The following is a 14,840-nucleotide window of genomic DNA, read 5'->3' as shown; positions in this document are numbered from 1 at the left end:
TTTAGGATTAGAATAGCCGGAGAGCCGGCGGCTCCGTCGCCGCCGGCACTCTGGGAGACATCTTGGTACAACGCCTGCTTGCCCCCGGCGAGATCGAAACACTCGATCACAACGCCATTCCACGCCTGCTGCTGCCGCAACCGCGCAGCCTGTTCTCCGCGCGCGCCGCCCGCCTGCGCCAGCTTGCCAAAAATGAAATCAAAGGCATTCCCGTCGGCGAAACGCTGCGCGGCTACCTGCTGCTGATGGCCGCGCTGGTCGACGCGCAAGCCGCAGTGGTGCAGAACTTCCCGTCGGACGCCTTCGCCCTGCCCGACGCCGCCGACATCGACGTCTCGCTCGAACATAATATGCCGCCGCTGCCGGTCAGCGGCGCGCGGCCGCCGTCGTGGCGTTCCGTGTTCGGCGCCCTGCTCGACCAGCTCGATCCGCTGGCGGAAGGCCAGCCGCAGATCGCCTCCGTGCTGGCCGAGCTGCGTGCGCTCGATAGCGCGGAACTGGAAGGCTGCGCCGACGCGGTACTCTCGGAGCTGACCGACAGCGTCAATCCGCTGCACGCGCCCTTTATCGCCGCCGCGCTGCAGATCGTCTGGACCATGCGCGCAGGCCAGCTGGACGCGCAGCGCGTGGCGCCGCTGGTGACCAATACGCTGTGCCCCGTGTGCGGCGCGCATCCGGTGGCCAGCGTGATCCGCATCGGTGGACAATCGCAAGGCTACCGCTACCTGCAATGCAGCTGCTGCGCCAGCGAGTGGCATATGGTGCGGGTCAAATGCTCGTGCTGCGAGCATACCGCGCACATCGCCTACCAGAGCATCGAGCCGGCCGACGCCGCCGCGCCCGAAATCGCAAACAAGGCCAATGACCCAAGCAAGGTGGCGCGCGCCGAGACCTGCGACGACTGCCGCACCTACCGCAAGATCTTCAACCAGGAGCACGACTACAACGTCGAACCGCTGGCCGACGACCTGGCCAGCCTGGCGTTGGACCTGCTGGTCGGCGAGGCTGGCTATGCCCGCGCCAGCGGCAATCCCCTGTTGTGGTTCAACGCCGAATGAGCGGCAAGACGGACACCAAGGCCAGCGCCGGCGAGCACCAGGACGCCGCATCGCCCGCAGGCTTGCCGGCAGCGGCGGGCGCCATCCACCTGCCCGCCGTCCACCTGATCCTGTCGGACCCCGCCTGCGAACCGCTGATCGCCGAATATGGCCGCGTGCAAACGCTGGAAGCAGCCCGCATGCTGCTGGCCGAACTGCGCGGCATGATGCTGGCCAGCCGCCGCGACGGCATGCCGGCCACCGGCGATACCGGCACCCCCGCCGTGCTGGCGATGCTGGCCGCGCGCCTGCGCGAGACCAACCGCTCCCCGCTGCGGCCTGTGTTCAACCTCACCGGCACCGTCCTGCACACCAACCTTGGCCGCGCCCTGCTGCCCGACAGCGCGGTGCAAGCCGTCGCCGAGGCGCTGCGCTGGCCGATGAACCTTGAATGGGACATCGACACCGGCAAGCGCGGGGACCGCGACAACCTGATTGAAGACCTGCTGCTGGAACTGACCGGTGCCGAAGCGGCCACCATCGTCAACAACAACGCCGCCGCCGTGCTGCTGATGCTGAACACCATCGCGCAGGGCAAAGAGGTCATCGTCTCGCGCGGCGAGCTGGTGGAAATCGGCGGCGCCTTCCGCATCCCGGACATCATGACCCGTGCCGGCGCCGTGCTGCGAGAAGTGGGCAGCACCAACCGCACGCACCTGAAGGACTATGCCGAAGCAGCCGGCCCGCAGACCGCGCTGATGATGAAGGTCCATTGTAGCAATTACGCCATCACCGGCTTCACCAAGAGCGTCGAGCTGCCGGAGCTGGCGCCGCTGTCGAAGCGGCACGGCATTCCGCTGGCGGTGGACCTGGGCAGCGGCACGCTGGTCGATCTGGAACAATACGGCCTGCCGCACGAAACCACGGTGCGCGAAACCATCGCCGGCGGCGCGGACCTGGTCACCTTCAGCGGCGACAAGCTGCTGGGCGGGCCGCAATGTGGCATCATCGTCGGCCGCGCCGATCTGATCGCGCAGATCAAGAAGAATCCCCTCAAGCGCGCGCTGCGCGTCGGCAAACTGACGCTGGCCGCGCTGGAGCCGGTGCTCGCCTTGTACCGCGCGCCGGACCTGCTGCCCGAACGCCTGACCACCCTCAAGCTGCTGACCCGCCCCGCCGCCCACATGCGCGAACTGGCGCAGGCGCTGCTGCCGCCGTTGCAGGCGGCGCTGGGCGCCGGCTATGAAGTCAGCTCGGAACCGATGATGAGCCAGATCGGCAGCGGCGCCCTGCCAGTCGACCAGTTGCCCAGCCATGGCCTGGTGATACGCGCCGCCGCTGCTGGGCGCATCAGCAATGCGCTCGGCATGCTGGAACAGCGCCTGCGCGCCTTGCCGCTGCCGGTGATCGGCCGCGTGGCGCAGGATGCGCTGTGGCTGGACCTGCGCTGCCTGGACGAGCACCAGCGCCAGCGCTTCACCGACCAACTGCCGCTGCTGGCCGCATGATCGTCGGCACGGCAGGTCATATCGACCATGGAAAAACCACGCTCACGCGTGCGCTTACCGGCGTCGATACGGACCGGCTGAAGGAGGAAAAGGCGCGCGGCATATCGATCGAACTCGGTTATGCCTACGCCCCGCTGGAAAATGGCGACATCCTCGGCGTCATCGACGTGCCGGGCCACGAAAAATTCATCCGCACCATGGCGGCGGGCGTGACCGGCATCGACGCCGCGCTGCTGGTGATCGCCGCCGACGACGGCATCATGCCGCAGACGCTGGAGCACCTGGCCATCCTGCGCCTGCTGGGCGTGCGGCGCGGCGCGGTGGCACTGACCAAGATAGACCGTGTCGATGCGCCACGCATCGCGCAGGTGGAGCAGGATATCCGCACCCTGCTAACGCCAACCGACTTCGCCGAAGCGCGGATCTTCCGCACCAACGCCAGCGCGCCCGACGACGCCGGCGTGCAGGCCTTGCTGCGGCACCTTGCCCAGATGGCTGCGTCGCTGCCGGCCAGCGATGAACGGCGCCTGTTCCGGCTTGGCGTCGATCGTGTATTCACCTTGTCCGGCCAGGGTACCATCGTCACCGGCACCGCGCTGGCGGGCAGCGTCCGCGTCGGCGAAGTGCTGCAACTGGCGCCGGGCGGACAGCAGGCCCGCGTGCGCGGCATCCACGCGCAGAACCGCGGCGCGGACTCCGGCCATGCCGGCCAGCGGCTAGCGCTCAACCTGCACGGCGTGGCGAAGGAGGAAGTGGAGCGCGGCACCTGGGTGGTCGCTCCAGCGCTCGGCGAATGCTCCAGCCGCATCGACGCCGAACTGACGCTGATGCCCGATTGCAGCCAGACGCTCAAGTCATGGTCGCCATTGCATGTGCATCTGGGCGCCGCACATCACACGGCCAACGTTGTGATGCTGGACGGCGAATTGCTGGCGCCCGGGCATACCGGCCGCGTGCAGCTGGTGCTCGACGCTCCGGTGCATGCCGTGCCGGGCGACCGCTTCGTGATCCGCAACGCGCAGGCCACCGTCACCATCGGCGGCGGCATGGTGCTCGATCCATTCGGCCCGGCGCGCAAACGGCGCAGCGCGACGCGCATGGCGTGGCTGCAGGCGCTGGCCGATTTCGTCGCCAGCGGCGATGTCGCCTCGCTGCTGGCGCGCAGCCCCCTCGGCTTGCGCAGGTCGGCGTTGATGCGGCTGTCGCAGTTCCCGGCCGACCAGATCGCGCTGCCGCCGGATACCATCGAAGTGCCGCTGCAAGGTGGCGATGCGCTGCTGCTTGCCGCCGGCGAAGTGCAGGCGCTGGAGGCGCGTATCCTCGGCGGTCTGGCCGAATTCCACGCGCGCGCTCCGGACGACGCGGGCCCTGAGCTGTGGCGCCTCAAGCGCATCGTCGCGCCGGAGATGGAGGACCGGTTGTGGAGCCGTCTGGTCGAATCGCTGGTCGGCGCCGGCCAGGTGAAGCACCGTGGCCGCAGCCTTCACCTGCCCGGCCACAGCGTCGAACTAAGCGAGAAGGAACAGGCGCAGGCCTTGCCGCTGCTGGCCGCCCTGCTGGTGGGTGCGTTCGATCCGCCGTGGGTACGCGACCTGTCGCGCGATCATGGCATGCTAGAGGCGGAGGTGCGCCGCCTGCTGCTCAAGCTCTCGAAGACGGGCGAGATCAGCCAGGTGGTGCCGGACCTGTTCTACCATCCCAAGCGGCTGGCCGAACTGGCGGCGCTGGCGGCGGCGCTGCCCGAAGTACAGGCGTCGGCGTTCCGCGACGCGACCGGGCTGGGTCGAAAGCGGGCCATACAGATATTGGAGTTCTTCGATCGCGTCGGCTATACTCGGCGCGTAGGCAACATCCACATGATACGACCGAACGCGGTGTGGTCGTACAGTGGCGAGTAGTTCCACGGAAGGCATACTCATCCGGTGATGGGGCCGGGCTTCAAACCCGGTGGGGGGCGTCAGACGCTCCCCTGTAGGTTCGACTCCTACTGCCTTCCGCCATTTTCTTTCATGCCCGCATCGTACGCGGCCTGAAGATTCAGCCAGAACTGAACGCTGACTTTGAAATGAGCAGCCAACGCTCGGGCAAGATTCTGCGTTACCGGTCCCGTCTCGGCGATCAGCGCAATAATGTCTGCACTCGGCACATCAAGCACGGCAACCAGCTCGGCCTCCGACAAGCCTACGGGCTTCATAAATTCTTCCCGCAGTATCTCGCCCGGATGGATTTCCTGAAGATATGCGCTCATATCGTTCTCCTGATTCGTGCTGGCGAAGGAACGTATCATGGTCACGGTATCCTATCCGGGAACGTTTTACAAATGAGTTCCCTCGACAATGGAACGGCATCGCAACCAGCGGATTGATCTTACTTAAGCGTCTCCGCGACCATATCGACGGCGGCGGCGAAGGCGAGCGGGTCTTCTTCCAGCAACGACCAGAGGCGATTGTGTTCGGCGCCCTGTACGATGTGCAGCCGGCTCGATTGCGCGCGCGTCGCCGCGGCGACCAGGCGTTCCGGGATCTCCAGCGGGATCGTGGCGTCGTGTTCGGCCGCGATCACCAGCAGGCGGCCTTCGAAGCGCGACAGGATATCCCAGGCGTCGCTGTCGGACCAGCTGCGCTCGCGCCGTATCACGGCCGAGAATTCGGGGCCGAACGGCACTTCATACGCCGACGGCGTGTACACGCCAGGCACAATCAGCACCAGCGCATCGACACGATGGCTCTGCGTCATGCGGACGGCGTTGTAGGCCCCCATGCTGGCGCCGACGATCGCCAACGGCTCCGGCACGCCGCGCGCCGCCACCACCGTCTGCGCCTGGCGCGTGCGGCTGGCTACCGACGATTGCGCCATCAGGCCACCGGTGTCGCCGTGGCCGATGCAGTCGAAGCAGGTGCTGCCTATGCCGCGCTGCTGCAAGGCGCCGCGCAGCAGGCCATGGCCGCGACGGGTGCTGGCGCCGGCGCCGTGCAGGTACAGCACGCGATTGCTGTCGGCGCCGACGTATTGGTCGCCCTTCAGCACATGACCGTCATAGGCCACATCGAAGTCCACGATCATTTGCCCGCCTCCGATGCCAGACGCAGATTGAGCTTGTCGCGCGCTACCTTGACGTAGGCTTTGCAGCCCTCGCCGCCGTCCAGGAAGGCGTCCGGCTTGCCGCTTTTGCGCTTCTCCCACATGCCGGAGAATTCCGGATGAACGGCGACGATGATGTCGCACGGCGCCCGCTCCAGCGCAGCGTAGCTTTGTTCGAACTGCTTCACCACCTCCGGGTGCTCGGTGAACTTGTAGCCATCGCTGGAAATCGCATTGATGCTGTCCGCGTAGACGATGCTGGCGCAGCGGTCTTGTTCGCACGAGCGCCACGTCCAGCTGGTGCCGCCCTCCGTGTGGCCCGGCGTGAACATGGCGGTCACCGCCAGCGGCCCGACCTTGACGGTCTCTCCATCGCGCACCGTGCGTACCTTGCTCACCTTGGCAAACGGCGTGCTGCCGACGAACTGGGGATCATCCTTCGCCATGCTGCCGCGCTTGAGCCCTGCGGCGGTCGGCGGACTGGCTACCACCGTCGCTCCGGTCATGCGCTGCAGTTCGGCGATACCACCCACGTGGTCGAAGTGATCGTGCGAGCTCAGTATCAGCTTGATATCCCGCACGCGGAAACCCAGCTTGCGGACACTGGCGGCGATGCGCTGCGGCGAATCGGGATAGCCGCCGTCGAGCAGGATGTGGCCTTGAGGCGACGTCACCAGCACCGAGCTGAGGCTGCTCACGCCGACGTAATAGGTGTTGCCGTAAATCTGAAACGGTTCGACCGGTTTGTTCCAGTCGTCATCCGCGGCATGGGCGTCGGCGAAGACGGCAAGGCCACAGAACACTGCGGCCAGCAAGGGTTTGATCATGAAATAGAGGAAGCCAGGGTTGATAAAGAAGGAATATTGTACATCCGCCCACGCCGCCATGGTTATGGCCGGCAGAGACTGGCACAATACCGTGTCGCCATTCAAAGGAACCGTCCATGAAATATTCCGCACTCTGCGCCGCCACCGTGGCCTGCCTGGCCGTTGCCACCCTCGCCGCCCAAGCGGCCGAGCCGAAATCCGGCGCGGCCGAAAAGCTTTACCAGGCCAATTGCGCCGCCTGCCATGGCGTCAAGATGGAGGGCGCTGTCGGGCCGTCGCTGGGCGATCACGCCTGGCTGCACGGCGCGCCCACCAAGGCCAACCTCATCAAAATCATCAGCAAGGGCATGCCGGAAAAGGATATGCCGGCCTGGTCTCCCGCCCTGAGCGCGAGCCAGATCGCCATGCTCGCCGACCTGATCGCCGCCAATGCTGCCGCTACCGGCGCCGCCAAGCCGGCTGTTGCGCTGACGCCCGAGGCCAAGGCACAGCGCGATGTACCCGACCTGGCCGGCTTCAAGCTGCCCAAGGGCTTCCACATCAGCGTCTACGCCAACCAGGTCGCCGCCGCGCGCAGCATGGTGGTGTCGGACAGCGGCATCGTCTATGTCGGCTCGCGCAAGGCGGGCAAGGTGTACGCGCTGGTGCCGCGCGCCGACAAGCAGACGGCCGATGTCGTCACCGTGGCCGAAGGACTGGAAAACCCGATCGGCGTGACGCTGCTCAACGGCGCGCTGTACGTGGGCGAGATCAGCCGCGTGATCCGCTTCGACAATATCGACAAGCGCTATGCGCAGAAGCCTTCGTACGAGGTGGTCAAGGTCAGCCTGCCCAACGACAAATGGCATGGCGAGAAGGTGATCAAGGCCGGGCCGGACGGCAAGCTGTATATCCCGGTCGGCGCGCCGTGCAATGTGTGCGACGTCGAGGACACCAAGAGCGCGAAGATCTACCGCATGAACGCCGACGGCAGCCAGCTGGAGGAATACGCGCGCGGCGTGCGCAACACGGTGGGCTTCGCCTTCCATCCGGTCACCAAAGTGCTGTGGTTCACCGATAACGGCCGCGACGAGATGGGCGACAACACGCCGTCGTGCGAGCTGAACGTGGCGCCCAAGTCGGGCATGCATTTCGGCTTCCCCTACTGCCACGGAGGCGTGGTGCCAGACCCGGCCTTCGCCAAGGGCCGCAGCTGCGAGGAATTTGAGCCGCCGGCCGCCAAGCTGGGGCCGCACGTGGCGCCGCTGGGCTTGACCTTCTACACCGGCAAGCAGTTCCCCGAGGCCTATCGCAACAACGTCTACATCGCCGAGCACGGCTCGTGGAACCGCTCGACCAAGAGCGGCTACAGCGTGCGCTTGATCACGCTGTACAACAGCAAGGTCGTCACCGACACCGCCTTCATCGACGGCTTCCTGCGCGGCGAGGAAGTGGTCGGCCGGCCGGTGGATGTCGCCACGCTGCCGGACGGGTCGATGATCGTGTCGGACGACTACGGCGGCCGGGTGTACCGCGTCACCTACGACGGGAAATAATCGGCCGACAATATCTGCCCGAAGTCCCATTCGCGGGCTTTGGGCAGGCCGGTCAGGTTGGCTTCGCGGCCGGCAAGATCGACCGCATCGTCCCAGACTTCCTGATCCCATTCGGGATCTTCCAGCAAACGGCGCAAGCTGGGCATTTGTGTCAGCAGCTTGCCGATCTTGTCGCGCTGGTTGCGGATGGTGTTCTTCCAGCTGGCGCCGCGCCGGTCCGACTGGTACTTCCACTTCAACAGATGAGCCATCAATATCGCCAGCCGGTGCGCCAGTTGATGGCGGTGGCTGATATTCATGTCCTCGATTTCTTCGGCGATGTGGTCAATATCCAGCAAGCCCCATTGCCCGGCGCGCAGCAACGCCACTTGCTCCAGCGCCCATGCCGCCACGTCGTCTTCATATGCCGTTGTCATCGATACGCCCTCCTCTTACGATGAGACCATCGGCAGGCAGAAAAGTTCATGTCAGATTGGCGATGGGGACAGGACCAGCCTCAGTCAGGGTTTGGCGCAGTGCGCCGCGCGCGGAGGGGATTCGACGGAAAATATCACCGAGTTGATTTTCCAGCCATCCCTGGTATTGACCAACTGCCAGGCTTCTTTACCCAAGGCTTCCTTACAGCCCGAATTGTAGAAGTTGTAGTCGAACCAGACCTGGGCAACCTCGCCATCGGTATCGATGCGCACGTTCTCGAAGGTCTCTTCGATAGGCGCCTTGTCCCGGGCTACCCAATCAATATATTCTTGAGGATTGATGTCCGGGAGCAGTTTTTCCAGAGGCGGCGCCTTGGGATCGTTTCTGCTTGCGACCGCGAGCGCGAGGCTCTTGTCGGTAACCACGCCAATCCACGGTATATCCCGCTTGAGGAACAGCTTCATGAAAGTTGGCGCATCCTTTTTGATGATGGAATCTCGAAAGGTCGCGACAACGTTTTGAATCTGGTCACGATTCTCCTGAATGGTGGCGGCAAAAGAAGGCTGGCTGAAGGCGATGAATGCGCCAATAGCCAGCATTGCAGCGAGTTTGCGTTTCATAGTGTCCTTGGGATGATGGGAAGGACTCCTACATGTACCCGGATAATAAAAAAACAAGCCCCCGGCCTGCACCATGCCTTCAACAGGGTGTGGCGTGTCGCTCAGTGCGGGAAATGATCGGCCGATGACAGATGGGCGATGGCATCGGCCACGCGCCGCTCCAGCGGGCCGCTCAGCAAATGGCAGGAGAGATTGCGGCGGGACAGTTCGTCCTGATACCAGCGGTGCTGCTGCTGGCGGAAGTCCGCGTCGCGGCGGGTGCCGTCCTGGATGAAGTCGAAGTCCGGCGCGCACAGGAAGATGTGGTCGTACCGCGCTTCAGCCATCTCCTCCAGCGCGGGATCGGCGCGGCTGAACATTTCGCGTGAATAGAATAGCGTGGTGAGTGGCGAGGTATCGCAAACCAGGAAGCGCCGGGCCCGCGGACGCGCTTCCGCTTCGCGTTGCAGTTGAACGCCGCCTATACGAGCCATGTCCTCGTAGCGAAGCACGCCGTCCCGGGCTTCCCACAGTTCGCGGCCGTATTCGGGCACCCAGGCCGTATCGAGCCGTTCGGCCAGCGCGGCGGCCAGAGTGGTCTTGCCGCTGGATTCACCACCGAGCAGGCACACTTTCTCGACGAAGCTGGCGTACACGGGATCGGCCAGGAAGTGGCGATACGCATGCGGATCGCTGCGCACCAAGGTGCCGGACACCGGCACGATGCCCCGCGCCTGGTCCACCATCACATGCCGCACCGTCATCCGCCGTCCGGTGCGCGCGCTGAAGCAGCGGCCCAGCTCCTCGGCGAAGCCGTCGCCGTAATCCTCGCTGGTGAAGACCGCTTCCACCGTCGTCCCCAGCTTGTCCAGGCACAGGTTGGCGCAGAATCGGCGGTGTATCAATTCATCGTCGTCGTTGTGTGGCAGGCCGGCATCGACCACCAGCACTACCGCATCAGGAAAGCGCGCCCGCAGCCACAGCTCGCGTTTATGCGCCTCGCAGCCCGGCAGCTCCGGCAGCGAATAGCTGATGATGAAGGTGGCCTCGCACGCGTCCATGGCGCGCCGGATCAGCAGCTCATGGCCCAGGTGCAGTGGGCTGAATTTGCCGACCACCAGGCCGGTCTTGAATTGCTTCATGTATTGGCGCCGTCCAGTGCGGAAGTGTATTGAACGGTTTTGTCGTCGGCGGTCAGCACCTCCAGCAGCACATTGCCGGCGCCGAACAGCAGCTCCAGCGCGGCGCGCGCTTCGGTGCCCAACGCGCTCATCGCCTGCGCCAGCCGCAGCACCACGACGCCGTCCGCGCGCTGGTGCACGCAGAAGTGCGGTATCGGCAGGTGCTTCAAGGCGTGCGTCACGTCGATGTTGTTGATCCACTTGCCGGATGCGAGATAACGCACCGGCGAACGGCCGGACAGCCCGACCAGCACCGGCGCATCGGCGTGGAACGACAGCGATGCGTGGTCGCCGGTCCGGTAGCGCACCAGCGGCAGGCAAAAATTGAAGCCGCCTGTCAGCGTGATCTCGCCGCGTTGCCCCGGTGCGACCGGCCTGCCCTCCGGGTCCAGTATCTCGACGTAGAGCTGCGGCTGCAGCAGCACGTGGCCGCCCGCGTGCGAGTCGAACACCGCCACCGGACCGACTTCGTTGAGCGAGTAGATATCCAGCACCGGACAGGCGAAGCGCTGCTCCAGGCGCGCGCGCAGGGCCGGCAGCAACAGCATCGACACCGACAGCAGCGCGCGCGGCTTCATCGTCACCGGCAGTTCGAGCAGCGCGGCAAACGAAATCGGATCGCCCGCGACGACTTCCGGCGACAGCGCATCCAGGTAGCGCGCGCGGTCGTCGGGATGGCGCCATTCGTCCGGGTACAAATTGATCTTGGCCAGTCCCGACTCGCCCATCGTCGGCGTCACCGACACATAGGTGAAGCAGCGCTGCTGGTGGCCGAGCAGCACCACGCCCACCTGCCCGCTGCCGTGCCGCAGCTCGACGCCGAACCGCTTCAAGGCACGCTTGTGAAACGCCAGGTAGCGCGCGGCTACCACCGGATGCGACGCGATCAGCAAAGGATGGCCGGTGGTGCCGGTGGTGCGGAAGTTGATCATGCGTCCGATGTCGGCGGTGTCCGGCACGAAGGGCGTGATGTCGGCGGCGAAGTCGGCGCGGCTTTGCGTCGGCAGATCCTCGAAGGTCCTGGGCGGCGATCCAAGTTGGCGATAGTACGGCACCGTATCGAGCGTGGCGCGGATAAAGCCGTCCAGCCATTCGGGCTTGCCGCCCACAGGCCAGCCGACCGTGGCCTGCGCGATCTCCGCTTCGAACCGGCGCACCTGCTCCACCTCGTGCGCCAGCAGCTTGTTGCCGCTCTGGTTGCGATAGAACGGCGCCGCCGGATGCTCGCACAGGAAATCGAGCATGCGCCTGCCCCCCGGCGTCAACGTGGGGAAGCGAATCTCCTGTTCCGGCAATGGCGTCAACTCGCTCATTCGCGCGACCATTTGTCGGCCGACTCCTCGGCGGCCTTGCGTGCCAGGGCCTCGCGGATCTCGGCGGCGCGCCGCTCGGCCGCGCGGCTCGCTTCGAGCAGGCGCTTACGCTCCATGCCGCTGATGCCGGACAGACGATCCGTCGCCTGCGCCTCCGTTTCACCGGCGGGCCGATAGCCCAGCCGCGCCAAGACCACGCGCGCCAGCTCCTCGCGCCGTTCGGGATCATGGACGAAGCGGTGTGCCGCCGTGGCCTGCGCCAGTTCGCCGAGGGCGCCGTCGAGCAGCGCCAGCACCTGCTGCTGCGCCGGACGCGCCGACAGGAACCAGTCGTCGGCCAACAGCCAGACGGCGATCATCACCAGCGCCAGCCGGTTGCGGTCGCGCTTCGCGTCCGTGCCGACAAAGCGCTCCAGCGCGGCCGCAGGCGCGCGCCGGCCCTGCATGTGCAGCAGGTCGTTGACCAGCGCGGCCACATGCACCGTGCCGGCGATGCCGATGCGTGGCTCGTCGAGAAATTCGGCCGGCGTATCGGACAGGCGATGCGTCAGCGTTTCGAGGGCGGGACCGGGTTGTTCCATCATGCTTTCTTTTTCTGCTGCGGGGACTTGGGCGCGTAATGCCTGCGGCTGAAGGCCCTCGCGAATTCTACCAAGTCCTCGAACTGCGCGATGGCGTGGATCTCCCACTGCTGGCGCTCCTTTGCCTGCCGCAGCACTTTGTAGGCTTCGCGGCGCCAGTCGTTGTCGCCGGACTGCTCCCAGCCGGTGGGCAGGTTCAGCGCCATGGTGCCGCCGGCATCACCTACCGCCAGCGCGTGCGCGGCCACGTCCCAGCCGCTGTTGCCCCGCTCATCCTTCTCGAACATGGTGGTGATGCCGTCGTCGGAGATGTGCAGGATGTGGGTGCGGCGTGGCCTCGGGCGCTCGTAGGTGTGCCGCAAATGCGGAATCGGGAAGCAGGTCGCGCCGCCGAAGAATCCTGTCAGCACCTTTAGCACGCTGCTGTCGTCGCGCACAAAGCCCTTGGTGGTCATCACGTCGTCCTTGCCGCTCCATAGCGTGACCTGGACGCTTGAGCCGGCGCGCAGTGCGGACAAGGCGATGATGGCGCCGGCCAGCGTCAGGTAGGAGGTCTGCACGCGCGGATTGGGCATGGATCCCGAGCTGTCGACGTAGAGGTCAAGGTCGATGGGCTCGGGCTTGCGCAGCGGCGCGGCCTCGCGCCCGTAGGCGCGCTGCACGGTGGTGACGCCGGGGATCGGGCGCGGGCTCTGGATCACGCTTTGCAGCCAGTCGATCTGGTCGAGCGGGTCGCCGATCTGCCACGGCTCCAGCCCTTCCAGCTGCAGCTGGTCGGACTGCGGGGCCGGCGTCTTCGGGAAGGAGATCAGGTGCGGCAAGGCCCGCTCGCGATAGTAGCGCACCGCGATTTCCTCGTCGCTCAACTTGATGCCGGCGGCTTTGAGGATTTCGCCGTACTCGTACGGCTCGCGCGCCTGGCCGCCCGGGCTGGTCGCCACGGTATCCAGCGGTTGTTCGACGATGCCGTCAAGGCCGGAGATGCGGCTGTCATGCACGGGATGCACGGCCGCCTCCATTTCACCCGCTTCGATCTGCTGGCCGCCTGACGGCTCGCAACCTTCGGCGGCGTCGCGCGTGTCGAACATGCGGCGGAATTCGTCCTCCTGCTTCTGGCTGTCGACCAGGTAAGGCAGCAGCAGCGTGGAGAACTTGCCCGCGCCGTCCATCCAGTCCTTGGCGTAGACGCGGATCAGGCGCGCGCCCAGCCAGGCGTCGGTGTCCATCGCTTCGTCGGCGCCGGCGCCGCCCAGCGCGCCCTTGTTCAGCTGCCACAGGTTCTCGTAGATACGCATGTAGAGCAGCCACACCTTGCTGCGCGATGCCGGTTCGGAGGGCGGGCGGCCCGCCTCGAGGATGCGGTAGATGTCGGCCATGCGCAAGCCGGCCTGCCGTTGCAGGCGGTCGTTGATATACAGGTCGGTGTACAGGTTGGCCACCATGGCGGCGTGCTTTTCCAGCGTCGGCAAAGCGCGGCGGATGCGGGCCAGGAGCCGGAACTGGTCGGTGGCGCTGGCCGGGGCCAGCACATGATGGCCGATCTCGTGCGCCAGGATCTCGACCGCGTAGTCGTCCAGGCCCAGTTCCCGCACGGCCTGCATGTCCACCACCACGCTCTGGTCCATCAGCCGTATCATCGCGAAGCTGCCGCTCAGGCCTTCCCTCGCCGCTTCCACGGTGCTAGCGCACAGCCGGGCGTCGCGCAGGCGCGTGAAGCGGCTCCACGCTTCCAGCGCCTGCGGCCAGGCAGCTTGCCATCGCTCGATGAGTGCGGCCGTCATCGCAGCGGCACCAGCAGGATCGCGTGACTGTACGCCGACGTGACGGCGGCCGTGTGCTGGTTGGCCGTTACCGCGAGGCCTTGCGCCGGCAAGGTCAGTTCGATCTGGCGCTGGCCTATCGTCAGCCGCTGGCCGGACAAGCCGCATGCGCCGCGCGCGGCGGGCACCTGCAGCTGCTCGTACTCGTCGGGGGTGGAGCCGTGGAGCACGGCGCCGCAGGCATCGGCCACCAGCAGGTTGTAGCGATCGCCGCTGCGCACCCAGAAGCCATCTGCGGCCGGACGCACTTGCGGCGGCATCGCGAAGGCGCCGCCGAAACCACTGAAGCTGCCGAACTCCCGCCCTTGCTGCGCGCGCTGCCGTTCGGCTTCATCCGCCGTCCACCAGGGATCGGCCAGCAGCACGGTGCGCAACGCATTCCAGCTGCCCTGGCCGACGCCGAAAGCGGCCAGCGCCAGCGCTTCCGGCAAGGCATCGGCGGCCTCGATCGCGCCGGCGCGGAAGTGCGCCATGCCGGCCCGCCACGCGCAGATCTGTCCGACCACGGCCAGTTGCTGCCAGTCGCCGACCTGCGGGGCCAGCGCAGCCATCAATGCCAGCCATTGTGCGGGCCGCGCGGCGCCGCTGCGCTCCAGGTGCAGCGCGGCGTTGGTCAGCATGCCGAGCAGCCGCGCCGGCTGCGCCAGCAGCAGTGCCGGATAACAGGGCGCCAGCTCGCGCCAGACCCGCACCGCCAGCGGACCGCCCTGCCCTTGTCCGACCAGCTCCAATGCGACATCGTAAATCGCCATGGTCACGCCGCCGGCGCGGTCGGGCGCGCGTTCAAGCGCCAGCTGGACCAGGCCGTCGACGCAGTTTTCCAGCAGTCCGGTGAAGGCGGCCGCGTCGAAGTTGGGATAGCGGCGGCGCGCCTCGGCCGCGCGCCGGTTGAACTCAGGGCGGCCCGAGGCCAGCACTTGGGCAAAGGCGGATGAAATCAT

At 66.3% G+C, this 14,840-nt stretch carries 14 protein-coding genes and 1 tRNA gene; 5 read left to right on the top strand and 10 right to left on the bottom strand.

Translation table 11 applies throughout. The features are described from left to right. Positions 1 to 62: 62 nt before the first annotated feature. The 4 genes from fdhE (at position 63) to ACUJB0_RS07120 (ending at position 4,545) form a co-directional block, all read left to right on the top strand. Complete coding sequence (gene fdhE, locus ACUJB0_RS07135) at positions 63 to 1,058, top strand: formate dehydrogenase accessory protein FdhE (RefSeq protein WP_444844617.1); 996 nt, start codon at positions 63 to 65, stop codon at positions 1,056 to 1,058. After that, entirely contained in the window at positions 1,055 to 2,545 is a 1,491-nt protein-coding gene (gene selA / locus ACUJB0_RS07130) for an L-seryl-tRNA(Sec) selenium transferase (RefSeq protein WP_444844616.1), read from the top strand. The genes fdhE and selA overlap by 4 nt, the downstream gene beginning before the upstream one ends. After that, positions 2,542 to 4,443 (top strand): selenocysteine-specific translation elongation factor, encoded by a 1,902-nt coding sequence (gene selB, locus ACUJB0_RS07125; RefSeq protein ID WP_444844615.1) that lies wholly within the window; start codon positions 2,542 to 2,544, stop codon positions 4,441 to 4,443. The genes selA and selB overlap by 4 nt, the downstream gene beginning before the upstream one ends. 6 nt (positions 4,444 to 4,449) lie before the next feature. Then, positions 4,450 to 4,545: transfer RNA gene (locus ACUJB0_RS07120), tRNA-Sec, on the top strand. Here the strand turns inward: ACUJB0_RS07120 and ACUJB0_RS07115 are convergent. From ACUJB0_RS07115 to bla, 3 genes are all read right to left on the bottom strand, one after another. Further along, positions 4,530 to 4,793 (bottom strand): HigA family addiction module antitoxin, encoded by a 264-nt coding sequence (locus tag ACUJB0_RS07115; protein WP_161082256.1) that lies wholly within the window; start codon positions 4,791 to 4,793, stop codon positions 4,530 to 4,532. The two genes, ACUJB0_RS07120 and ACUJB0_RS07115, sit on opposite strands and share 16 nt — an antisense overlap. Positions 4,794 to 4,912: 119 nt before the next feature. Next, a complete protein-coding gene (locus tag ACUJB0_RS07110) occupies positions 4,913 to 5,608 on the bottom strand; it encodes an alpha/beta fold hydrolase (protein WP_444844614.1) in 696 nt (231 codons plus the stop codon). Then, on the bottom strand, positions 5,605 to 6,453 hold the full coding sequence (gene bla / locus ACUJB0_RS07105; RefSeq protein WP_444844613.1) for a subclass B3 metallo-beta-lactamase: 849 nt from the start codon (positions 6,451 to 6,453) through the stop codon (positions 5,605 to 5,607). Before bla ends, ACUJB0_RS07110 begins: the two co-directional genes overlap by 4 nt. A gap of 116 nt (positions 6,454 to 6,569) precedes the next feature. Here bla and ACUJB0_RS07100 point away from each other — a divergent pair, with 116 nt between their 5' ends. Further along, positions 6,570 to 7,988, top strand: a complete 1,419-nt coding sequence (locus ACUJB0_RS07100; protein ID WP_444844612.1) for a PQQ-dependent sugar dehydrogenase — start codon at positions 6,570 to 6,572, stop codon at positions 7,986 to 7,988. Here ACUJB0_RS07100 and ACUJB0_RS07095 read toward each other — a convergent pair. The 7 genes from ACUJB0_RS07095 to ACUJB0_RS07065 all read right to left on the bottom strand — a co-directional run bounded on the left by ACUJB0_RS07095 (position 7,973) and on the right by ACUJB0_RS07065 (position 14,840). Continuing rightward, entirely contained in the window at positions 7,973 to 8,404 is a 432-nt protein-coding gene (locus ACUJB0_RS07095) for a DUF29 domain-containing protein (RefSeq protein ID WP_444844611.1), read from the bottom strand. The two genes, ACUJB0_RS07100 and ACUJB0_RS07095, sit on opposite strands and share 16 nt — an antisense overlap. Before the next feature lie 84 nt (positions 8,405 to 8,488). Further along, positions 8,489 to 9,025, bottom strand: a complete 537-nt coding sequence (locus ACUJB0_RS07090) for a hypothetical protein (RefSeq protein ID WP_444844610.1) — start codon at positions 9,023 to 9,025, stop codon at positions 8,489 to 8,491. 101 nt (positions 9,026 to 9,126) lie between these two features. Continuing rightward, positions 9,127 to 10,146 (bottom strand): AAA family ATPase, encoded by a 1,020-nt coding sequence (locus tag ACUJB0_RS07085; RefSeq protein WP_444844609.1) that lies wholly within the window; start codon positions 10,144 to 10,146, stop codon positions 9,127 to 9,129. Beyond that, on the bottom strand, positions 10,143 to 11,510 hold the full coding sequence (locus ACUJB0_RS07080; protein ID WP_444844608.1) for an AMP-binding protein: 1,368 nt from the start codon (positions 11,508 to 11,510) through the stop codon (positions 10,143 to 10,145). The genes ACUJB0_RS07085 and ACUJB0_RS07080 overlap by 4 nt, the downstream gene beginning before the upstream one ends. Further along, positions 11,495 to 12,082, bottom strand: a complete 588-nt coding sequence (locus ACUJB0_RS07075; RefSeq protein WP_444844607.1) for a hypothetical protein — start codon at positions 12,080 to 12,082, stop codon at positions 11,495 to 11,497. The genes ACUJB0_RS07080 and ACUJB0_RS07075 overlap by 16 nt, the downstream gene beginning before the upstream one ends. Continuing rightward, positions 12,079 to 13,860 (bottom strand): vWA domain-containing protein, encoded by a 1,782-nt coding sequence (locus tag ACUJB0_RS07070; protein WP_444844606.1) that lies wholly within the window; start codon positions 13,858 to 13,860, stop codon positions 12,079 to 12,081. Before ACUJB0_RS07070 ends, ACUJB0_RS07075 begins: the two co-directional genes overlap by 4 nt. After that, positions 13,857 to 14,840: a hypothetical protein gene (locus tag ACUJB0_RS07065; protein ID WP_444844605.1), complete on the bottom strand. Its 984-nt coding sequence runs from the start codon at positions 14,838 to 14,840 to the stop codon at positions 13,857 to 13,859. The genes ACUJB0_RS07070 and ACUJB0_RS07065 overlap by 4 nt, the downstream gene beginning before the upstream one ends.

It is taken from the genome of Duganella caerulea (genome assembly GCF_040362985.1).
Classification (GTDB): domain Bacteria; phylum Pseudomonadota; class Gammaproteobacteria; order Burkholderiales; family Burkholderiaceae_D; genus Rugamonas; species Rugamonas vulcania.
This window is presented reverse-complemented; position numbering and strand designations above follow the sequence as displayed.